This window comes from Cellulophaga sp. 20_2_10, from assembly GCF_023476645.1.
GTDB lineage: Bacteria > Bacteroidota > Bacteroidia > Flavobacteriales > Flavobacteriaceae > Cellulophaga.
The window spans coordinates 619,180-640,848 of record NZ_JAMCOJ010000001.1 but is presented as its reverse complement, the minus strand read 5'-3'; the positions used below and the strand labels follow the sequence as shown (position 1 = coordinate 640,848).

Sequence of the window (21,669 nt, the reverse complement as noted above, 5' to 3'; positions counted from 1 at the left end):
TTTTGTGTTTATAGATACGTTTTATTATTTATTGTAATTGCCATATATATTAGCAAAACCATCTACAATTTTACCGTTGTCGGTAATTATGGATCTGTTTAGTTTCCCGTTAATAATCAATACATTATTTAGCTTTTTAAGATCTTCTGCTCTGTATTGGGTTTTTTGATCTAGGTTGTTAGACTTTACAATATCTATCCAGCTTTTTTCATCTGTACGTAAGCTAATTCCAATATAGGTATATTTATTGTTTGGATTTTCTTTTAACTGATTTACACGATTAGTAATGTGCCTAAAGTGTACGTTATTTTCACCCATCCAAAAATAGAAGACAACATTCTTGTGTCCCTTGCTAATATCTTCTAGTGATTTTTTTTCGCCATTTACGTTATGTATGTAAATTTTAGGCAACACTAAATTGGGTTGCAAGTTTTTAATACTCTTGTATAAAGAATCTATTTCGCCAATATGTTTATTGTTGCTAGCTACTTTGTGTAAGTCTTTCATGAAAATAGTATTATTCTCATAAGTGTCATCAGAACGCAATAGGTAGTTTAATGCTACATTTCTAATTAAATTATCTTTTAGATTTTTTTCACCAACCATACTATCTATTAAGGTAAGTTGGTGTTCGTTAAAATGTAATTGATTTATGTAAAAACTTCCGTTAACCTCACAACCTTCTTTGCAATTTATATAAGACATACCACCAAAGTGTTGCTTCATAAAATTGTAATACGGTGTTATGTAGGTGTAATTAGGGTTGTTGTATGTTAAGTCTTTTCTGTATTCGTAAAAACCTTCAGGAGGTTGCATTAAAGCTTTTTCTTTTACAGCTCTTCTGTGTTTAAAAGGGTATTTTTCTTTGTACAAGTACGTAGTGTAGTCAATACCTGTTTTTGCTATACGAACAGCGTTATCGGCTAAAGACGCTTCTGTTTTAAGGGTGTTTAGTAAATCTATTTTTTTATCGTGTAAAGAATCAACCTTTTTGCTAAACTCATCAGGATTTAAAAAATACATTTTGTCCACAATGTTTAACTCTTCATCTTCATGAATTAAAAACATTTCAAGTAAAAAATTGTTTATCTCTTGTCCTTTTCCATCAAAAACTAAAGATTCATCAAAGTCAACCGTATTAACTCTTATCAAAAGACTGTCACCTTTTTCAAGATAAATATATTGTACTTCTTCGTGTCCAAAATGATAGAGGCCTTCCTGGGCAGAAGAATCTAACTCAAAAGCAAACCTATTATTCTTATCTAATTTGGCAGAACAAACCTTGTGATCATCCTTATAAAGAATAACACTATCGTTTTTTGGGTTTACAATTTCACCAGCAAAGTATATGTATGGGGAGTTTTTTTGATTCTTACCGCAACTAAATAAACAAGTAATGGAAAGAAAGAGTAAAAATTTATTCATATAGTATATAGCTAACGTTACACACAAATTTAATAAACCTAAGGGTGTACTCTTGTTAATGTGTCGTTAAAATAATTATTAGAAAGATGAAATAGCTATTTTATTGGTTGAAATGTATTGGTTTAAGGTTTTAAAATTCACTATTTTTGCACAAATTTTAAAATTAAAATATGCTATCAGTATCTAATTTATCTGTTCAATTTGGTAAAAGAATTCTTTTTGATGATGTTAACGTAAGTTTTACTCAAGGAAATTGTTATGGTATAATTGGTGCCAACGGTGCTGGTAAATCTACCTTTTTAAAAATATTATCTGGACAAATAGACGCAACCTCTGGTCACGTTCATTTAGAGCCAGGAAAAAGAATGTCTATTCTAGAGCAGAACCACAACGCTTATGATGAATCTACTGTTCTGGAAACAGTGGTAATGGGTAACAAGCCCTTATATACAATTAAGAAAGAGATTGATGCTCTTTATGCGGATTATGATGATGCAAATGCAGATAGAATAGGTGAGTTACAAGTTTTGTTTGAAGAAATGGATGGTTGGAACACTGACAGTGCAGCAGCAACAATGTTGTCTAACTTAGGTATTTCAGACGAGTTTCATTTTACTTTAATGGGCGATTTAGATTCTAAATTAAAGGTAAGGGTTTTACTTGCACAAGCACTTTTTGGTAGTCCTGATGTGTTAATTATGGATGAGCCTACCAACGATTTGGATTACGAAACAATAAACTGGTTAGAGCGTTTCTTAGCTGGTTATGATAATACCGTAATAGTAGTATCTCACGATAGACACTTTTTAGATGCAGTTTGTACTTCTATTGGTGATATAGATTTTGGTAAACTTAATATATACTCTGGTAACTATACATTCTGGTACGAGAGTAGTCAGCTTGCCGCAAGACAAAGAGCACAACAAAATAAAAAGGCAGAAGACAAAGCAAAGGAATTACAAGAATTTATTATGCGTTTTAGTGCTAACGTTGCAAAAAGTAAACAGGCAACGTCTAGAAAAAAAATGCTTTCTAAATTAAAGATAGATGATATTAAACCGTCTAGTAGAAGATACCCAGCTATTATTTTTGAAAGAGATAGAGAGGCAGGAGATCAGATATTAAATGTAGAAAATCTTTCTGCAACATCTGATGATGGAGATTTACTTTTTAAAGATCTTAGCTTAAACTTAGCAAAAGGAGATAAGGTTGCTGTAATTTCTAAAGATTCTAGAGCAACTAGTGCTTTTTATGAAATTATAAACGATAATAAAAAGGCTACTTCAGGAGAATTTAAATGGGGTGTTACAACATCACAGTCTTATTTGCCAGCAGATAACTCAGACTTTTTTAATAAGCCAATTAACTTGGTAGATTGGTTGCGTCAATGGGCTACAACAGAAGAAGAAAGAGAAGAAGTGCATATTAGGGGCTTTCTAGGTAAAATGCTTTTTAGTGGTGAAGAAGGATTAAAAAAATGTACTGTACTTTCTGGAGGAGAAAAAGTTAGATGTATGCTTAGTAGAATGATGATGATAAGGGCTAATGTCCTTATGTTAGATGAGCCTACAAATCATTTAGATTTAGAGAGTATTACAGCATTTAACAACTCGTTAAAGAACTTTAAAGGAACAGTGTTGTTTACAACGCATGATCATGAATTTGCAAATACAGTAGCAGATAGAGTAATAGAGTTAACACCAAACGGATCTATAGATAGGTACATTACTTTTGATGAATATATGTCTGACAAGTCGATAAAAGAACAAAGACAAAAATTATACGAATCTTAACTTAAGGTTATTTTATCGATAAAATACCAATTTTATAGTTGTACGTACAGTAAAAGTTGTATATTGTCGGTGAACTTATGCAGTTCACCGACAATTATTATGATTATTACTCTAAAGCAATTATGAAATTCCCCCAAATTCATCTTCTATTAGCTATACTATCGGTAGGCTATTTATCAGCACAAAACACCACTCAAACTACTAAGAATCAAGGGATGAATCCCAATTTTTCTATTGTAGAAAACACAAAACAATCCCTGACGCACCAAACATTATTGGCTGCTATGCAAGGATCAGATCTAGAAGATTTGTTGCGTAATGATGGGCCTTTTACCGTGTTTGCACCTTCAGATAAGGCGTTTAGTAAAATATCATCAGAAAAAATTGCGGAGCTTCTTAAAAGCGAAAACAAAAAGGATTTAACTTCTTTACTTACGTACCATATAATAGCCGGAAAAATATCAGCATCCAAAATATTAAAAGCAATGTGCCAAGGTAATGGAGTTGCTACTTATACTACAGTACAAGGTAATGAGATTGTAGCAACGATGAAAGGTACAGATATTATACTTACAGATGCTCTAGGGCATTCTGCTAAAATTACAGCTGCAGATGCAGAACAGTGTAATGGTGTAATGCATCTTATAGACAGCGTAATTTTACCGAAACAGATTTAACGTATTAGCGTAATTCTGCCCCTAATTTATTTTCGTAGTTATTTCTAAGCTTAGACATAATCTTATCTATTTGCTTATCTTTTAGTGTGTCTTTATCGTCTGCTAACGTAAAGCTTACAGCGTAAGATTTTTTCCCTTCGGGTAGTTTATCGCCAGTGTATACATCAAATAAATTTACCTCTTTTAGGAATTTCTTTTCAGTTTCAAAAGCAATATCATAAAGATCTTTAAAGCTTACTTTAGTATCTAGTAATAGAGCAAAGTCTCTTTTAACAACAGGGTATTTGCTTATTTCTTTAAATACAACAGCATTTTGGGCTGCTAGTTTAATAATGTTATCCCAGTTAAAATCTGCAAACAATACTTCTTGTTTAATATCAAAAGCATTTGTAATTGTAGGCTTAATAACGCCAAATTCTACTAGGCTTAGTTTGTTGCCTTTTAATGATAAACCTTCTTGGTAAACATCGTTCTCTACAGGGGTAGAGCTGGTTTTATTTATTCCTAATTTACTAAGAACTGTTTCTATAGAAGACTTAAGGAAAAAGAAATCTGATTTGTTCTGAGCGCCGTACCAATTGTCTTCTTCTTGCTTTCCAGTTAAAAATAAAGATAAGTGTTTATTTTCTATTCGCTTGTCAGAGAAGTTGTGGTACGTTTTTCCAAATTCGAAAAACTTAAGGTTTAATCTTTTTCTATTAATGTTATGAGAAATAGCTTCAAGGCCACTAAATAACATAGATTGTCTTAAAACAGATAAATCTGAACTAAGGGGATTTAGCATTGCTACAGAATTTTCATCCTTTATAGCTTCCGAATGCTTGTTGTATTCTATTGTAGTTAAACTGTTAGCCATTATTTCGTAAAAACCTTGACTAGCTAACTGGTTTCCAATTACATTTTGTAGTTTGTGATCTTCAAACCTAGATGTAGTTGCTATAGAGGCATTTAACTTTGTAGTAAAGTTAATATTGTTATACCCGTATACTCTTAAAATTTCTTCAATAACATCTACTTGTCTCTGTACGTCTACACGATAAAAAGGAATGGCAAGACCCATTCCAGATTCAGATACATTTTTTACCTTAATATCTAAAGATGTTAAGATTGATTTTATAGTCTCTCTAGAAATTTCTTGTCCTATTAATTTATTTATTTTCTCGTAAGTTAAAAACACTTCGTGATCTTCAACCTTCTTAGAATAAAGATCTACAATGTCAGATGTAATATCACCACCAGCAATTTCCTTAATTAAGGACGCAGCTCTGCGCAACGCGTACTCTACATTTTGTATGTCTATACCTCTTTCAAACCTAAAAGAAGCATCTGTATTTAAACCGTGTCTTTTTGCAGTTTTACGCACAGAAACAGGGTTAAAATATGCGCTTTCTAAAAAGATAGCAGTTGTGTTTTCTGTTACACCAGAATCTTTGCCTCCAAAAATACCGGCAATACATAATGGTTTTTCTTCGTCACAGATCATTAAATCCTCTTCGTGTAGTTCTCTTTCTACATCGTCTAGAGTTGTAAATTTTGTTCCGGCAGGAACCGTTTTCACCTCAATCTTATGACCTTTAATTTTATTAGCATCAAAAGCATGTAATGGCTGTCCTAATTCATGTAAAACATAATTAGTGGCATCTACAACATTGTTTTTAGGTGTTAAGCCTATAGAGCGTAATCTGTTTTTAAGCCAATCTGGAGAATCTTTAACCTCTAAATTACTAATCGTAACACCACAATACCTTGGTGCTAGCTCATTATTAAGTACGTCTACTGCTATTTTTAATGACCTGTTTTCTATATTAAAATTAGTAACAGGAGGTGTAATAAGTTCTTTTGTAATTTCTTGCTGTATTAAACCAGCTCTTAAATCTCTTGCAACACCAAAGTGGCTCATTGCATCTGCGCGATTAGGAGTTAACCCAATCTCAAAAATAATATCTGTTTCTACTTCAAAGATTTCTGCGCATAGCGTTCCTGGTTTTAAGTCTTCATCTAAAACCATAATACCATCATGGCCTTTACCTAAACCTAGTTCATCCTCGGCGCAAATCATTCCGTGACTTTCTTCACCACGAATTTTACCCTTCTTAATTTTCCAAGCTTCACCTTCTTCAGTGTATAGTGTAGTGCCAATAGTTGCAACAGGTACTTTTTGTCCTTTTTCTACATTTGGTGCGCCACAAACAATTTGTAAAGGGGCATCTGCGCCTATATCTACAGTTGTTAATTTTAGTTTGTCGGCGTTAGGGTGTTTTACGCACGTTAATACGTGTCCAACTACAATACCTTTTAGTCCACCTTTAACTGTTTCAAACTCAGAAATACCCTCTACTTCTAAGCCTAAATCTGTTAATAATTCTGCTGTTTTCTCAGCTTCCCAATCAATATGTAAAAACTGTTTTAACCAGTTGTAAGATATTTTCATTCTAAAAATTTAAAGGCTCAAAGATAGGACAATGAGAATAGAGATTCAACACATATTTTAATCAATTCTCTTTTTTTATTGTAAGCTTTCAATTTATATTACGATTTTTACAGAAACCACTTTATTATGAAGAATATAGGCTGCCTTTTTATTGTTTTGTTATTTGTTTTTTCTTGTTCAGAGCCAAAAATAGAGAAATTGGAAGAAGGTAATTGGTTGTTAGAATTAAATATCCAAGACAACCAAGTATTGCCTTTTACTTTTTCAGTGAACTACGGCCCCCAAAATAATATAGAAATAGTGGTTTTTAATGCTGAGGAAGTAATAAAGGTTGATGAAATTACAATTACTGGAGATTCTATTACTATAAAAATGCCTGTTTTTGAAGGGTATTTAAAAGGTAAATTTACGGCAAAAGAAATATCTGGAAATTTTATAAAAGAAAGTTTAGATAGAGTAGTGCCTTTTACAGCAGTATATGGTGATGAAAAGAGATTTAAAACAAATACGGATGCTAAAAAAGATGTAACTGGTGTTTGGGAGACTGTTTTTAGCCCAAAAACAGAAGACAGTTATAGTGCAAAAGGTATTTTTAAACAAGTTGATGCTAAGGTCACTGGGACATTTAGAACAACTACCGGAGATTATAGATATTTAGAAGGAGTGGTAGATGGAGATTCTTTAAAGCTTTCTACTTTTGATGGCGCGCATGCATTCTTGTTTACAGCCAAGGTAACGGATTCCGTTTTAAAAGGAACTTTTTATTCTGGAAATCACTTTAAAGAACCATTTGTAGCAAAGAGAAATAAATTATATGAATTGCCTGCAGATACTACGCTTACGTATTTAAATGAAGGTTATAAGAAATTGGATTTTTCTTTTCCTGATGTAGATAATAGGATGGTTTCTTTAGCTGATGAAAAGTATAAAAATAAAGTAGTAATAGTACAAATAATGGGAACTTGGTGTCCTAATTGTTTAGATGAAACTAAATTTTTAACTCAGTTTTTAAAAGACCATAAGAATGAAGAATTGGAAATACTATCGTTGGCTTTTGAGTATGCAAAAACAAAAGAGAGTGCTTTTAATAAAATTAGAAGATTAACAGATAGAGTAGGTGTTACATACCCTGTTTTATTGGCACAATACGGAAATTCTAGTAAGGAAGAAGCACAACAGAAGTTACCAATGCTAAATCATATTTTATCTTACCCAACTACGTTGTTACTAGATAAGAATGGAAATGTGCGTAAAATACATACGGGTTTTAATGGTCCGGCAACCGGAGAAAAATATACAGAATTTAAAACCGACTTTGCTACTACAGTAAAAAAATTGCTAAAGGAAAAATCTACTAAATAATAGTAGATTTTCCTAAGCCTATATTTTCATCATTTAAGTGTAGATATTCATCTGTATCTACAATACTGTTTGCTATATAATTACCAACATAATCTGTTCCAAATCTACTGTCTGGATTAAGATCTGATGTAATTACATTGTTTACTATTGCGTTTTCTACAGCCATATAAATAGCTTGTGCTTCTTCATTTAAACCCCGATGTTCTAATAACATTGCAGCAGATAAAATTGCGGCAATAGGATTTGCTATATCTAGACCCGTTGCTTGTGGGTAGGATCCGTGAATAGGTTCAAACATGGCAAAGTCTGTACCAACAGATGCAGAAGCAAGTAAACCAATAGAACCCGTAATAACACTAGCTTCATCAGAAATTATATCGCCAAACATATTGTTAGTCAAAATAACATCAAACTGTGCAGGATTTAAAATCATTTGCATAGCGGCATTATCAACAAATAAAAAGTCTAACTCTATTTCTGGATAACTTTCTCCTATTCTTGTAACTACTTTACGCCATAGTCTAGAAGTTTCTAGAACATTAGCTTTATCTATAAGCGTTACTTTTTTTCTTCTATTTTTAGCAGCTTTAAATGCCAAGTGTGCAATTCTGCTAATTTCTTTTTCAGAATATTCACAAAGGTCAGATGCTATAGTACCTTTTTCATTTAATTTCTTTTCACCAAAATAAATACCTCCAGTTAATTCTCTGTAAATAGTAAAATCTACTCCAGATATAATTTCTTTCTTTAGTGGTGACCTGTCTATTAAGCTGGGGTAAACACGTACAGGTCTTACGTTGCTAAAAAGACCTAACTCTTTTCTAAGCCTAAGTAAACCCTGTTCTGGACGTACTTTAGCATTAGGGTCGTTATCGTATTTTGGATCACCGATAGCACCAAAAAGAACAGCGTCAGAATTTTTGCAAATTTCTAAAGTTTCATCTGGTAACGGGTTGCCGGTTTGGTCTATCGCGGTAGCGCCAACTAAGGCAGGGGAAAAGGTGAAATGGTGGTTAAATGTAACTTCTACAGACTGTAGACATTTAACAGCTTGTGCAAGAACCTCTGGTCCTATACCATCACCGCCAAGAAGAGCTATTTTTAAATTCATATTATACCGTTGTTTCAATTTCTATATTACAAACACTTATAATTTCGTGTATGTCTTGGTCTACAATTTCTTTTTTTCTATCAGCAAAATTTAAAAACTCAGTATAGACCACATCTAATTGTGTTTTTGTTAACTCGTAACCAATATTTTTAGATCTGTAAGCCAAAGCAGCTCTACCGCTACGGGCGGTAAGTATTATAGAAGATTCGTTAACACCAACATCTGCTGGGTTTATAATTTCGTATGTTTCTCTGTTTTTTATAACGCCATCTTGGTGTATGCCAGAGCTATGTGCAAATGCATTGGCACCAACAATAGCTTTGTTTGGTTGCACAGGCATTCCCATTTTGTTAGATACCATCAAACTGGTGTCGTACAATAATTTACTGTTTATATCTGTATCTAGATTTAAGTTTGGATGTTGTCTTAAAATCATAACAACCTCTTCTAAAGAAGTATTTCCTGCACGTTCACCAATACCGTTAATTGTACATTCTATTTGTCTAGCTCCGTTCATAACACCAGCTATAGAATTAGCAGTAGCTAAACCTAGATCGTTATGACAGTGGCAAGATAAAATGGCTTTGTGCATGCCTTCTACGTTTTCGTATAGGTATTTTATTTTAGCTCCATATTCTTCAGGCAAGCAATACCCTGTAGTGTCAGGAATATTAAGTACCGTTGCCCCAGCTTTTATGGCTGCGGAGCATACTTTTGCTAAAAATTCATTATCTGTTCTACCTGCATCTTCTGCATAAAACTCTACATCTTCTACAAACGTTTTTGCATATTTTACAGCGGCTACAGCTCTTTTTATAATTTGATCCTTATTAGAATTAAATTTATATTTAATATGGGAGTCAGATGTGCCAATACCTGTGTGTATTCTAGGTCTCTTGGCGTATTTTATAGCCTCTGCAGCAACTTCTATATCTTTTCTTACAGCTCTTGTTAAACCACAAACAGTTGCATTTTTAACTAATTTCGCTATTTCTTTTACAGAGTTAAAATCTCCTGGGCTAGAAATCGGAAAGCCAGCTTCTATTACATCTACACCTAAGAGGTCTAAACGTTCAGCAATTATTAGCTTTTGTGTAGCATCTAATTTACATCCTGGAACCTGTTCTCCGTCTCTTAGCGTGGTGTCAAATATTTGAACTTTATCTTTACTCATTTTATTTATATAATTTTGTGCTGCTATACGAATATATAGTCCTTTATTCTTAATATTGAATCAGCTAAAAATCATTTACAATGTTTAAGTGGTTTTTTAAAATATTAATCAATTGATAATCAGTTATTTAAATTCATTTTTTTACGATGACAACTCCTCATAAAGATGCCCTGTTTGTATTGGTAAAGTCTCTTTCTAAGTCAGAAAAACGACAATTTAAGTTGTATGTAGGTCGCTTAGGTGTAAATACTGATGCTAAATTTTTAGCGCTTTTTAATCTTTTAGATAAGACAAAAAGTTACAGTGAAAAAGCGATTTTAGAAAGTGCTATTGTAAAAAAAGCACAGCTATCTAACTTAAAAGCACATTTGTACAAGCAAATTTTAGTTAGTCTAAGGTTAAATCCTGTAAACCAAAACATACGTGTGCAAATTAGAGAGCAATTAGATTTTGCCACTATTTTGTATCATAAAGGGCTGTACAAGCAAAGTCTAAAGCTTTTAGATAAAGTAAAGGGTATTGCTATAGAGAACGAAGAAAAAAATATAGCATATGAAATAGTTGAGTTAGAAAAAATAATAGAAACTCAATACATAACTCGTAGTATTCCAGATAGAGCAAATGAATTGGCGGTACAGGCAAAAGAGCTATCGGCACAAAATGTAATGACAAGTAAACTAAGTAATTTGTCTTTACAGTTGTATGGTATGATGCTTAAAGTTGGGTATGTGCGTAGTGATGAAGATTTAAAAAAAGTAAAAACTTATTTTAATGATCATTTGCCTATTTACGATATTGAAGACTTAGGTTTTAGAGAAAAACTTTGGCTTTATAAAGCATATTTATGGTATAGTTTTTTAACTCAGGATTTTTTATCTTGTTATAAATACGCTAATAAATGGGTGGATCTTTTTTATGATAATAAAGAAATGATTTATCTAAACCCGGTTTTCTTTTTAAAAGGAAGCCATTATTTGTTAGAGTCGTTGTTTTATGTAAAATATAGTTCTCAATTTAAAGCGACATTAATAAAAATGGAAGCAATGATAGAGAGCAAGAATTTTCCTAAGAACGATAATATTTCTTCTCTAGCATTCTTGTATTTAAATTCTAATAAGCTTAATCAACACTTTTTAGAGGGTACTTTTGAAAAAGGCTTGTATTTGGTACGTATAGTAGAATATGGTATTAATAAACATAAAGATCGTATAGATGAGCATCATATAATGTTATTGTATTATAAGTGCGCTTGTTTGTATTTTGGTATTGGTGATAATAAGATGTGTATACAGTACTTAAAGAAAATTATAAACAATAAAAACTTAAAAATGAGAGAAGATCTTATGTGTTTTTCTCGTGTTTTAAGTCTTGTTGCGCATTATGAAGCTGGTATGGATTATCATTTAGAAGTACAATTAAAAAGTACATATAAGTTTTTAATTAAGATGAATGATATGCACGCTGTGCAGAAAGAGATGATTAAGTTTTTAAGAAACCTAAGAGACATCTATCCTACGGATTTGCCTAATGCGTTTAAAAAATTACATACAGAATTAAAAAAATATGAAAATCATCCTTATGAGAAAAGAGCCTTTTTGTATTTAGATATTATCTCTTGGTTAGAGAGTCACTTATATAATAAACCGGTAGGTAAAATTGTACGTGAAAAAGCAAAAAAACTAACACGGTAATTTAAGAACAAGCATCCCAAATAGGATCATCTGGTAAAGGGGCTATAATTTCTAATAGCTCTTTTTTTACAGGGTGAATAAAAGACAATTTACGAGCGTGTAAATGTATGCCGCCATCAGCATTACTGCGATTAAAACCGTATTTTAAATCGCCTTTTATAGGGCAGCCAATACTTGTAAGCTGAGATCTAATTTGATGATGTCTACCTGTTTGTAGGTTTATTTCTAGTAAATAGTAATTGTCTAATTTTTTAAGAACAGTATAGTCTAAAATGGCTTTTTTGCTATCTGGTACTTCCTTAATGTTTGCGTAAGATTTGTTTTGCTTTGTGTTACGCTTTAGGTAATGTACAAGGGTATCGTTCGTTTTTTTGGGCTGTTGTTTTACAACAGCCCAATATGTTTTTTTAGCATCTTTTTCGGCAAACAATTTGTTTAAACGCGGTAATGCTTTAGATGTTTTTGCAAAAACAACAATTCCGGTTGTAGGCCTGTCTAGCCTATGCGCCACACCAAGGTATACATTGCCTGGTTTATTGTATTTTTCTTTAATATAATCCTTTACAATATCACTTAATGGAGCATCTCCAGTTTTGTCTCCTTGTACAATATCGCCAACACGCTTATTTATAGCAATAAGGTGGTTGTCTTCATACAATACCTGAAGATTTTGAGGAGTAGAAACGGTTTTCATTTAAAATTTGTTCTAAAGAGCTATTGTTAACTTTGTACTAACGACTTTATTCTAATTGCTTAGTATTGTTCTTCTTCGTTAGGGAAGTCTTTCGTTTTTACATCGTCTACATAGTTAGAAATAGCAGTACCCATTTCTTCATATAAATTCATATATCTCCTTAAAAAACGAGGGTTAAACTCTTTTGTCATACCTAAAAGATCATGTATCACAAGTACTTGTCCGTCTACATCACCACCAGCACCAATACCAATTACAGGAATAGTTAAACTATCTGCAACTTCTTTAGCAAGTGTAGCGGGTATTTTTTCTAAAACAATAGCAAAACAACCTAGCTTTTGAAGCAATAATGCATCTTCTTTAAGCTTTTTAGCTTCTTCTTCCTCTTTAGCTCTAACTGTATATGTCCCAAATTTATAAATAGATTGTGGCGTTAAACCTAAATGTCCCATTACCGGAATACCAGCATTAAGAATACGTTTTACAGAATCTTTAATTTCTATGCCACCTTCTACCTTAATAGCGTGTGCACCACTTTCTTTCATAATACGTATAGCAGAACGCAAAGCTTCTTTAGGGTCACTTTGGTAGCTACCAAAAGGAATATCTACAACAACAAGACATCTGGTTATTGCTCTAATAACAGAAGACGCGTGGTAAATCATTTGATCTAAAGTAATAGGCAATGTAGTTTCGTGGCCTGCCATAACATTACTAGCAGAATCACCAACCAAGATAACATCTACATTGGCATCGTCTATAATCTTTGCCATAGAATAATCATAGGCAGTTAGCATAGAGATACGTTCTCCATTTTTCTTCATATCTACGAGCGACTTCACGGTAACTCTTTTGTATTCTTTTTTGGCAACTGACATTGTATGTTTATTTAGTTTTGATGTGCTAAAATTATGAAAAAAGATTAAGAGTACACCTCTTTATTATATTTAAGAACATGATATATTTTTTATAAATTAAGAAAAATTCTAGAGATGAAAAGGATTTAAGAAGATTGTAAGTAGTATTAACTAATTACATCATCTTCTCTTTTAAATTGTTCTTTTTGTGCTCCTTTTAGTTGTAGCTGTTGTTCTATTTTATCTTTAGTAGGTCTTAGCGTTATAAAGTAAATTATAATTAAACCTGTAAAGCTTAAATAAAATAAATTACTGTTAGATAGTGCAAACACTAAGCAAACAAAAGCGGCACCTTCTACAAAAGCAAATTTGTAAATTAAAGCAGATTGATAAACACCTAGTTTTTGTTTTAAAGATTTTTTATCAAGAATAGGTTCAATTTTCTTTTTAAAAACGTAATTACTTAGGTATATACCTGTAATAGCTATAAGTGGAACAATTACAATACTTGGACTACTTATAGGAAAAGTAAATACCCAGCTTTCTTGTTGCAAATAAAGAAAAATAGTAAAAAGTAATATGCCAACACAAAAAACCAAATGCATTACGGACATTACTTTTAAGTATCCTTTAAAGGTGAGCGAATTTCTATCTTCCATATATTTTACTTAACAGCTTTTGTATAGCTCTCTATACCGCCAACAATTGGTAAAGAAATTTTAGTTTCGTTAGTATCTATAGTTAATTCTGTTCCTGGTTTTGGTAAAATAGTAAACTGATTATCGCTAGAGAAAATAACTAAGGCTATTTGCTGTCCTGCAGGTATTATTTGGTCATCTGGTTGCAAATTAAATGTCATAGAATAAAACTTACCAGGTTTTAATGGCTTGCTTTCAGAGATTGATTTGTGATTTTGAGGATCTGCCCAACCACGTGTAATAATGTTGTCTGTGATAACTGCACCTTCGCTAGTGTTCCAAGGCAAAGAGACTAATGCCACAGATAAATTTGCAGCAGGTTTGCTACTTGCAAGTTTTATGGTAATAGATGCTAATCCAGAGATGTGAACATCCTTTGTTAGAGTAGGCGTGGTAAATACTAATCTATTTTTTGATGAAGCAGCTTGTGCTAAATTCTCCATAGCTATGTTATGGTCGTCTACTAAAGTTTCTACAGCTTGTTTTTTTGTAGCTGATAAAACTAACTGTCCTTGTTCTGGTGCTCCGTTTTTTAAATAAAAAATAACATCAGAAGCATTAGGGTTTGGATAAGCATCATATGGAGTAGGGTTGTCTTGTGTATCGTGTTCACGAACTATCCAAGCTTTTTTATCATTCTCGACGCCATTTTCTACACCATGTAAATATCTTGTAAACCAACGGTTCATTAATTTTATTGGAGGTGGGCCACCGTGCCCATTTTGGTGGTAGTATATTTGTGTAGGTAGGCCTTTTTCTTTTGCAGCTTTGTAAATACGATAGCTATGCTCTGGCACAACATTCCAATCGTTAAAACCGTGAGACATTAATAGAGCCGCTTTCATAGGCTTCATTTTATTTAGGTAATCTCTTCCGGCCCAAAAGTCATTAAAATCTCCGGTTTCTCTATCCATACCATTTAGTAACTCTGTATCTCTAATGGTTTTGTTATTGTAAGCACGTTTACTAGGGTCTCCACTGTGTATAAAATCGTATAAAACATCTATGTCTTCACCCAAATAACCGCCAGGACTCCTAACTAAACCATTAGAACGGTAGTAGTGGTATGATGATGTGTTTGGTGCAATTGGTATAATAGCCTCTAAACCATCTACGCCAGTAGTGGCAGCAGCTAAAGGTATTGTTCCGTTGTATGATGTGCCTGTCATTCCGACTTTACCAGTAGACCAAAAAGCAGTAACTTCTTCTGTGTTATCCGGAGAGGTAAATCCTTTTGCACGACCACATAACCAGTCAATAACAGCCTTTGGGGCTAAAGCTTCATTAGGCCCGCCAACAGTAGGCGCACCTTGAGAAAATCCTGTTCCTGGAGCAGATGTGTGCGCAACAATGTATCCTCTAGGAACCCATTTTTGTATGTGCGAGTTAGATATTATTGGGCGTTCGCCTCTTCGTTTTACTTCTGGGTGAGAGCGTTCTGGAGCTTTTTCACCAAGTTCGTGATGTACATTCCAAAATAAACCTTCTTCCTCTCCTGTAGCTGTACCTGCGTAATACGGGCTAGAACATAAAATAACAGGCAATTTTAAATCTTCAGTTTCAGTTTGTGCTGGTCTTGTAACGCTAACATGCATGCGATCTAGTTTACCATCGCCATCAGTATCAAAAGTTGTTTCTACAAATAAGTCGTGACGTATCCATTTATCAGAATTGCTAAAGCCTTCTACAATTTGCGCTTCTCCGTCTTTAAAAACAGGAACCGTTTTTTCAGTTTGTGCAATACTTATTATGGATAGAAATAAAAATAAGCAACTTACTTTAAATTTAATGGTAGTTTTCATAAGGTAAAGGTTTACTATATCAATCTTAACAATCACTTAAAAATACACCAACGGCTAAGCCACCTGTAGATGTTTCTTTGTATTTAGAGTTCATATCTTTTGCAGTTTCCCACATTGTATTAATCACTTTATCTATTGGTACTTTTGCATTTGCAGGATCAGAATCTAGTGCCAACTCTGCAGCGTTAATAGCTTTTATTGCACCCATTGAGTTACGTTCTATACATGGCACTTGTACCAAGCCACCAATAGGATCGCAAGTTAATCCTAAGTGATGTTCCATAGCTATTTCTGCAGCCATTAAAACTTGTTCTGGAGTACCACCTAAAAGTTCTGTTAATGCACCAGCAGCCATAGCAGATGACACGCCAATTTCTGCTTGGCAACCACCCATTGCGGCAGAAATAGTAGCTCCTTTTTTAAATAAACTACCAATTTCACCAGCAACTAGTAAAAACTTTTTAATGTGACTAAAATCTGCTTCGTGATTTTCTATGACCATATAATACATTAGTACCGCAGGTATAACCCCAGCGCTACCATTTGTTGGTGCGGTTACAACACGACCTAAAGATGCGTTAACCTCGTTTACACTTAGTGCAAAGCAGCTAACCCATTTTAGTATTTGTCTAAATTTTACTTCGGTACCACGTATGGTCTCTAACCATTCTTCAGGAGAGTTATAAGGTATTTCGCCTTTTAGCTTTTCATGTATGTCAAAAGCACGTCTACGCACATTTAATCCGCCAGGTAAAATACCTTCTGTATGGCAACCAATATGCATACACTCTAGCATAGTAGACCAAATGGCTTTTAATTGTGTGTCTACTTCTTCGTTTGTTCTTAAAGACAATTCGTTTTCTAAAACAATTTCTGAAATTGTTTTATTACCAGCTTTACAATGTTCTAGTAAAGCAACACCAGAATTTACAGGGTGCGGAAAAGTTTTAAAAACTTGTATGTTTTCTTTAGCGTGAATACGCTCTTCTTTTACAACAAAACCACCGCCAATAGAGTAGAAGGTATCTTCATAAACACTATTATCTTCCATTATGGCAGAAAATTTAATGCCATTTGCATGAAATGGCAAAGATGTCTTTAAAAATACAATGTGCTCTGTGGCATTGTATGTAATAGCATGTTTGCCAATAAGTAATAATTTATTACTTTGCTTAATAGTGTCTATTATAGTCCCTATATTTTGCACTTGCATAGTTACGGGGTCTTCACCAGAAAGACCTAACATAACGGCTAAGTCTGTTGCATGGCCTTTACCTGTTAGGGATAAAGAACCATACAATTCTGTGTGTATAGTTTTTACACTATTTATAGGGTGAACCTCTTGTAGTTCTTGCAGAAAACGCTCTGCAGCTCTCCAAGGTCCAAGCGTGTGAGAGCTAGATGGCCCCACGCCAATTTTAAGCATATCAAAAACACTGATGCATTCCATTTACGAAAACGTTTTATTACTACGGACAAATATACATTTTGGAATGATATAACATACCCTTTTACTGTATTAGTTTGTTTGCGTGCTTGTAAATCATCAGTCATGAAAACGCTAATACAGTAATTGCACAAAGTCTTTACTGCCACCTTGTCATATTTTGTTTACTTGGCATATTGTTTGTCTTTCTATTATCAAATTAAAATATAAACGCTAATTATTTAAGTAATATAATATGAGTAAAATTATTGGTATAGATTTAGGAACAACCAATTCTTGTGTTTCTGTAATGGAAGGAAATGAAGCGGTTGTAATTCCAAACGCAGAAGGTAAGAGAACTACGCCATCTGTAATTGCATTTGTAGAAGGTGGTGAAATTAAGGTTGGTGACCCTGCTAAAAGGCAAGCGGTTACAAATCCTACTAAAACCATATATTCTATAAAACGTTTTATGGGTAACGTATATTCTGAGTCTAAGAACGAAGCAGAAAGAGTACCTTATAAAGTGGTTAAAGGGGATAACGATACACCTAGAGTAGATATAGACGGACGTTTATACTCTCCTCAAGAATTATCTGCTATGATTCTTCAGAAAATGAAGAAAACTGCAGAAGATTATTTAGGTCAAGATGTAACTAGAGCTGTAATTACAGTTCCTGCTTACTTTAACGATGCGCAAAGACAAGCTACAAAAGAAGCTGGTGAAATTGCTGGTTTAACAGTAGAGCGTATTATTAACGAGCCAACTGCTGCTTCTTTAGCATACGGTATGGACAAAAAAGATACTGACCAGAAAATAGTAGTATTTGATTTTGGTGGTGGTACGCATGATGTATCTATCTTAGAATTAGGTGATGGTGTTTTTGAAGTATTATCTACAGACGGAGATACTCACTTAGGTGGTGATGATGTTGATCAAAAAATTATTGATTGGTTAGCTGATGAATTCAAAAATGAAGAAAGTATAGATTTACGTAAAGATGCTATGGCATTACAACGTTTACGTGAAGCTGCTGAGAAAGCTAAGATTGAATTATCTTCTTCTGCATCTACAGAAATTAACTTACCATACGTAACAGCTACGGCTTCTGGCCCTAAGCATTTAGTACGTACATTAACTTTAGCTAAATTTAATCAGTTAATTGATGATTTAGTAAAAAGAACTATAGCTCCATGTGAGTCTGCATTAAAAGCTGCAGGTTTATCTAAGAGTGATATTGATGAGATTATCTTAGTTGGTGGTTCTACAAGAATCCCTGCTGTTGTTGAAGCTGTTGAAAAATTCTTTGGTAAAAAGCCTTCAAAAGGGGTTAACCCAGATGAGGTTGTTGCAGTAGGTGCAGCTATACAAGGTGGTGTTTTAACAGGTGATGTTAAAGATGTATTATTATTAGATGTTACTCCTTTATCTTTAGGTATTGAAACTATGGGTAGCGTAATGACTAAGTTGATTGAAGCTAACACTACAATTCCAACTAAAAAGTCGCAAGTATTCTCTACGGCAGCAGACAATCAGCCATCTGTAGAAATACACGTTTTACAAGGAGAAAGACCAATGGCTAATGATAACAAGACAATAGGTCGTTTTCATTTAGATGGTATTCCACCAGCACAAAGAGGAACTCCGCAAATTGAAGTAACTTTTGATATTGATGCTAACGGTATTATTAAAGTATCAGCAACAGATAAAGCTACGAACAAGACGCAAGACATTAGAATTGAAGCTTCTTCTGGTTTAACTGAAGAAGAAATCAAGAAAATGAAAGCTGAAGCAGAAGCTAATGCTGAATCTGATAAAATTGCTAAAGAAACTGCAGATAAGTTAAATGAAGCAGATGGAATGATCTTCCAAACTGAAAAGCAATTAAAAGAATTTGGAGATAAGATTTCTGATGATAACAAGAAACCAGTAGAAGAAGCTTTAGAAGAATTAAAGAAAGCTTACGAAACTAGAGACTTAGCAGTTATTACTCCAGCTTTAGATAAGATTAATGAAGTATGGAAAGGTGCTTCTGAAGAAATGTACAAAGCCCAAGCGGAAGCTCAAGGTGGTGCAGCTCCAGGACCAGATGCTGGTGCAGAAGCTAAAGAAGGTGATGATGTAGAAGATGTTGACTTTGAAGAAGTAAAATAATATTTTACACAATACAATTTAAACCCACTAAATTAATTTTTAGTGGGTTTTTTAGTACAATACAACCACCTTTTGCTTCTTATTTAATTTTTTATAACTAATAAATGAACTAATTTTGGTGTATGACTATAACTAAACATAACCTATACAACTTTTACTTCGTATTAATCTTTTTGTTGCCTGTAACTATAGGCGCCCAAGAGCTACGTATTTTTACCAAAGCAGATTTTAGTTTAATCGGAAACGTAAAAAAGAGTACCGTGATTACGAACTATGGTAAGGAAGAGTTTTATTTTAATAAAGAAGGAAGGCTTACAAAGTCTATTACGCGCTACACAGATGAAGACTATAGTATTACATATTACAAATACGCTAATAATGAAATATTAGAAAAACGTTTAGAGAATTATAGAGATGGTGTTTTTGATAAAAATACATCCATAGCTCATATCTATAAAATAGATACTACAGCTAATAAAAAAGTAATCGAAAAAATATTAACATACAGTAAAAAGTTTTTAGACCAATACGAGTACGAGTTTGATGCTGAAAATAGATTAAAAGCAATTAAGCGTATAAATGATGAGGAGGTAGATGAAACGACTATTGAGTATACAGAATATGGCGCAGAAACAGAACAAGCATATTACTTAAACGGAAAGCTCTTAAAATCTATAAGAGAGTCTTATAAAACAAACTCTAAGGCAGAAAAATTAAAGATAGTACTTACCAAAGAGTTTATAATGGGGAAACCATTAAAAGCAGAAGAAGTAGTTACAAAAGAGAATGGCAGCATAGTGTCTATAGATTACTTTACTACAGATGCAGCTGAGACTAAGTTTGTGTTTCGTAAAAAGGAAATGTACACCTATAAAAAAGACAACCAAGTAGTAGATAAGATTACGGTTAAAACAGCAAAGAAAACATACGACATTACTTATTTACACCAGTTTGATGGTGAGAATGGTAATTGGATTAAGCAGGTAATTTCACCAGATAATACATACATCACCAGAAAAATACAATACTACCCAGAAGAAATAGCCCCCGTGTCTGAAGAAACCATAAAAAATTAATATCTGCTAACTGTTACTTATTAAAATGTATTTGTTTTAGAGTAGGCCATTCTTCTTTTAAAATACCGTAACAACAAGAGCTACGTCTAAAATCACCTTTTGTAGTTACATTTTTTCTTAGGATACCCTCTAAACTAGCACCAAGTTTTTCAACAGCTTTTCTAGATTTTATATTTCTTTCATCAATACGAAATTCTACTTTTTCAAAATCCAAGTATTCAAACGCATAGGAAAGCATTAGAAACTTCATTTTATGATTAAGACCCGTGCCTTGTGTAGCAGGAGAGATCCAAGTCCACCCTATGTGTAGCACTTTGTTTTTTGTATCTATATTTCCAAACCGTGTAGAACCTACATAGCTAGTTGCTTTTTTGTCGTATATGGCAAAAGCAATTACATTATCTGCTTTTAGAGCGTCAGAGATATACTCCTTTAAATTAACCCGGGTAGATATATCATTAGAGCCATATTTCTATAAATCTACTTGTTGAGCAACTGGCCATAATAAGTCTGCGTGACTATGTTCTAATGGAATTAACTTAACAATATTATCCTCTAATACTCGCGTAGTGTTTATCATTTTATTAGATTATTTAGGACTTCTTTTTTTACTTCGTGTGTGCCATTAAAGATTATAAAATTTGTATTTGGATCTATAATATTCTTAACCCTTATTTTTTCTAGTTCTTTGCGGTCATCATCAAAATAAGCATCCTTGTTGCCGACTATAAATGTTGTTTTGGTATTGTTATCTTTTAAGAAAGTAAAATCTTCTTTGTGTAGTTCTTTTGGTACTGTACCCGCATACAATACAAAGTTGGTACACTTTATTTTTTCTTTAGCTAACCACCTTGTAACTACCGATACACCTTGGGAATACCCTAATACAATAAAATTACAATGGTCAGGTATATGTTCTGCCTGGTATACCGTATTTAAATAAGATATTAAATTTTCGGTTTCTGTAATCGTATTTTCTCTAGTGAGCCAGCTAGCGCCAATATGCGTAAATTTATTGTTTAAGTAATATTTAGACGGTGCCTGTGGGGCAATAATATAGTTTTCGGTTTCTGGGAGTTCGTTAAAATAGCGCAAAAAGTATTTACTTAAGTATCCTATACCGTGACACACAAGCCAGATATTTTTAGTGTCTTTTGTTATGGCATTAAGTGTAGCATAAGAGTTGGTTGTTGTGTAGCTTACTTCTTTTTCTATTAGCTGCATAAAATGTGCTTTGTTGAGGTCTAAAATCAAAATTTAAAGTTATAGCTTTTGTTGTATTAGGATTGATTATTTT

The 21,669-nt window shown here is 33.2% G+C and carries 17 protein-coding genes; 6 read left to right on the top strand and 11 right to left on the bottom strand.

Translation table 11 applies throughout. The features are described 5' to 3' along the window. Positions 1–24: 24 nt before the first annotated feature. Entirely contained in the window at positions 25–1,425 is a 1,401-nt protein-coding gene (locus M4I21_RS02855; protein WP_249557517.1) for a transaldolase, read from the bottom strand. 170 nt (positions 1,426–1,595) lie between these two features. On the opposite strand from M4I21_RS02855, the gene M4I21_RS02850 reads away from it, so the two are divergent. Continuing rightward, on the top strand, positions 1,596–3,218 hold the full coding sequence (locus tag M4I21_RS02850) for an ABC-F family ATP-binding cassette domain-containing protein (RefSeq protein ID WP_249557516.1): 1,623 nt from the start codon (positions 1,596–1,598) through the stop codon (positions 3,216–3,218). A gap of 77 nt (positions 3,219–3,295) precedes the next feature. Next, positions 3,296–3,895, top strand: coding sequence for a fasciclin domain-containing protein (locus tag M4I21_RS02845; protein ID WP_249557515.1), 600 nt, complete (start codon positions 3,296–3,298; stop codon positions 3,893–3,895). Between the two features lie 4 nt (positions 3,896–3,899). On the opposite strand, the gene pheT is transcribed toward M4I21_RS02845, so the two are convergent. Continuing rightward, on the bottom strand, positions 3,900–6,326 hold the full coding sequence (gene pheT / locus M4I21_RS02840; protein WP_249557514.1) for a phenylalanine--tRNA ligase subunit beta: 2,427 nt from the start codon (positions 6,324–6,326) through the stop codon (positions 3,900–3,902). 126 nt (positions 6,327–6,452) lie between these two features. On the opposite strand from pheT, the gene M4I21_RS02835 reads away from it, so the two are divergent. Then, positions 6,453–7,688, top strand: a complete 1,236-nt coding sequence (locus tag M4I21_RS02835; protein WP_249557513.1) for a TlpA disulfide reductase family protein — start codon at positions 6,453–6,455, stop codon at positions 7,686–7,688. Here the strand turns inward: M4I21_RS02835 and leuB are convergent. Both leuB and M4I21_RS02825 read right to left on the bottom strand, forming a co-directional pair. Further along, a complete protein-coding gene (gene leuB / locus M4I21_RS02830; RefSeq protein ID WP_249557512.1) occupies positions 7,681–8,799 on the bottom strand; it encodes a 3-isopropylmalate dehydrogenase in 1,119 nt (372 codons plus the stop codon). The two genes, M4I21_RS02835 and leuB, sit on opposite strands and share 8 nt — an antisense overlap. 1 nt (position 8,800) lies before the next feature. Next, the gene (locus tag M4I21_RS02825) at positions 8,801–9,973 is read right to left on the bottom strand and encodes a 2-isopropylmalate synthase (protein ID WP_249557511.1); all 1,173 of its coding nucleotides are present in this window, start codon (positions 9,971–9,973) and stop codon (positions 8,801–8,803) included. A gap of 146 nt (positions 9,974–10,119) precedes the next feature. On the opposite strand from M4I21_RS02825, the gene M4I21_RS02820 reads away from it, so the two are divergent. Then, the gene (locus M4I21_RS02820; protein WP_249557510.1) at positions 10,120–11,664 is read left to right on the top strand and encodes a hypothetical protein; all 1,545 of its coding nucleotides are present in this window, start codon (positions 10,120–10,122) and stop codon (positions 11,662–11,664) included. Position 11,665: 1 nt separating this feature from the next. Here the strand turns inward: M4I21_RS02820 and M4I21_RS02815 are convergent, their stop codons facing one another. The 5 genes from M4I21_RS02815 to M4I21_RS02795 form a co-directional block, all read right to left on the bottom strand. After that, a complete protein-coding gene (locus tag M4I21_RS02815) occupies positions 11,666–12,358 on the bottom strand; it encodes an RluA family pseudouridine synthase (protein WP_249557509.1) in 693 nt (230 codons plus the stop codon). 59 nt (positions 12,359–12,417) lie between these two features. Then, positions 12,418–13,236 (bottom strand): 3-methyl-2-oxobutanoate hydroxymethyltransferase, encoded by an 819-nt coding sequence (gene panB, locus M4I21_RS02810; RefSeq protein WP_249557508.1) that lies wholly within the window; start codon positions 13,234–13,236, stop codon positions 12,418–12,420. A gap of 146 nt (positions 13,237–13,382) precedes the next feature. Then, positions 13,383–13,874, bottom strand: coding sequence for a hypothetical protein (locus M4I21_RS02805; protein ID WP_249557507.1), 492 nt, complete (start codon positions 13,872–13,874; stop codon positions 13,383–13,385). Positions 13,875–13,879: 5 nt separating this feature from the next. After that, complete coding sequence (locus M4I21_RS02800) at positions 13,880–15,715, bottom strand: Xaa-Pro dipeptidyl-peptidase (protein WP_249557506.1); 1,836 nt, start codon at positions 15,713–15,715, stop codon at positions 13,880–13,882. A gap of 25 nt (positions 15,716–15,740) precedes the next feature. After that, positions 15,741–17,165 (bottom strand): L-serine ammonia-lyase, encoded by a 1,425-nt coding sequence (locus M4I21_RS02795; protein WP_249557505.1) that lies wholly within the window; start codon positions 17,163–17,165, stop codon positions 15,741–15,743. A 232-nt stretch (positions 17,166–17,397) separates the two neighbouring features. Here M4I21_RS02795 and dnaK point away from each other — a divergent pair, with 232 nt between their 5' ends. Beyond that, a complete protein-coding gene (gene dnaK, locus M4I21_RS02790; RefSeq protein ID WP_249557504.1) occupies positions 17,398–19,296 on the top strand; it encodes a molecular chaperone DnaK in 1,899 nt (632 codons plus the stop codon). 122 nt (positions 19,297–19,418) lie between these two features. Beyond that, a complete protein-coding gene (locus M4I21_RS02785; RefSeq protein ID WP_249557503.1) occupies positions 19,419–20,372 on the top strand; it encodes a hypothetical protein in 954 nt (317 codons plus the stop codon). 13 nt (positions 20,373–20,385) lie between these two features. On the opposite strand, the gene M4I21_RS02780 is transcribed toward M4I21_RS02785, so the two are convergent. Together M4I21_RS02780 and M4I21_RS02775 are read right to left on the bottom strand one after the other, a co-directional pair. Next, positions 20,386–20,826, bottom strand: a complete 441-nt coding sequence (locus tag M4I21_RS02780) for a GNAT family N-acetyltransferase (protein WP_349628826.1) — start codon at positions 20,824–20,826, stop codon at positions 20,386–20,388. 122 nt (positions 20,827–20,948) lie between these two features. Next, positions 20,949–21,596: an alpha/beta hydrolase gene (locus M4I21_RS02775; protein ID WP_249557502.1), complete on the bottom strand. Its 648-nt coding sequence runs from the start codon at positions 21,594–21,596 to the stop codon at positions 20,949–20,951. Positions 21,597–21,669 lie beyond the last annotated feature (73 nt).

Coding starts and splice junctions, on each gene's coding strand:
- M4I21_RS02855 (WP_249557517.1), bottom strand. CDS start 1,425: ATGAATAAATTTTTACTCTTTCTTTCCATTACTTGTTTATTTAGTTGC.
- M4I21_RS02850 (WP_249557516.1), top strand. CDS start 1,596: ATGCTATCAGTATCTAATTTATCTGTTCAATTTGGTAAAAGAATTCTT.
- M4I21_RS02845 (WP_249557515.1), top strand. CDS start 3,296: ATGCAGTTCACCGACAATTATTATGATTATTACTCTAAAGCAATTATG.
- pheT (WP_249557514.1), bottom strand. CDS start 6,326: ATGAAAATATCTTACAACTGGTTAAAACAGTTTTTACATATTGATTGG.
- M4I21_RS02835 (WP_249557513.1), top strand. CDS start 6,453: ATGAAGAATATAGGCTGCCTTTTTATTGTTTTGTTATTTGTTTTTTCT.
- leuB (WP_249557512.1), bottom strand. CDS start 8,799: ATGAATTTAAAAATAGCTCTTCTTGGCGGTGATGGTATAGGACCAGAG.
- M4I21_RS02825 (WP_249557511.1), bottom strand. CDS start 9,973: ATGAGTAAAGATAAAGTTCAAATATTTGACACCACGCTAAGAGACGGA.
- M4I21_RS02820 (WP_249557510.1), top strand. CDS start 10,120: ATGACAACTCCTCATAAAGATGCCCTGTTTGTATTGGTAAAGTCTCTT.
- M4I21_RS02815 (WP_249557509.1), bottom strand. CDS start 12,358: ATGAAAACCGTTTCTACTCCTCAAAATCTTCAGGTATTGTATGAAGAC.
- panB (WP_249557508.1), bottom strand. CDS start 13,236: ATGTCAGTTGCCAAAAAAGAATACAAAAGAGTTACCGTGAAGTCGCTC.
- M4I21_RS02805 (WP_249557507.1), bottom strand. CDS start 13,874: ATGGAAGATAGAAATTCGCTCACCTTTAAAGGATACTTAAAAGTAATG.
- M4I21_RS02800 (WP_249557506.1), bottom strand. CDS start 15,715: ATGAAAACTACCATTAAATTTAAAGTAAGTTGCTTATTTTTATTTCTA.
- M4I21_RS02795 (WP_249557505.1), bottom strand. CDS start 17,165: ATGGAATGCATCAGTGTTTTTGATATGCTTAAAATTGGCGTGGGGCCA.
- dnaK (WP_249557504.1), top strand. CDS start 17,398: ATGAGTAAAATTATTGGTATAGATTTAGGAACAACCAATTCTTGTGTT.
- M4I21_RS02785 (WP_249557503.1), top strand. CDS start 19,419: ATGACTATAACTAAACATAACCTATACAACTTTTACTTCGTATTAATC.
- M4I21_RS02775 (WP_249557502.1), bottom strand. CDS start 21,596: ATGCAGCTAATAGAAAAAGAAGTAAGCTACACAACAACCAACTCTTAT.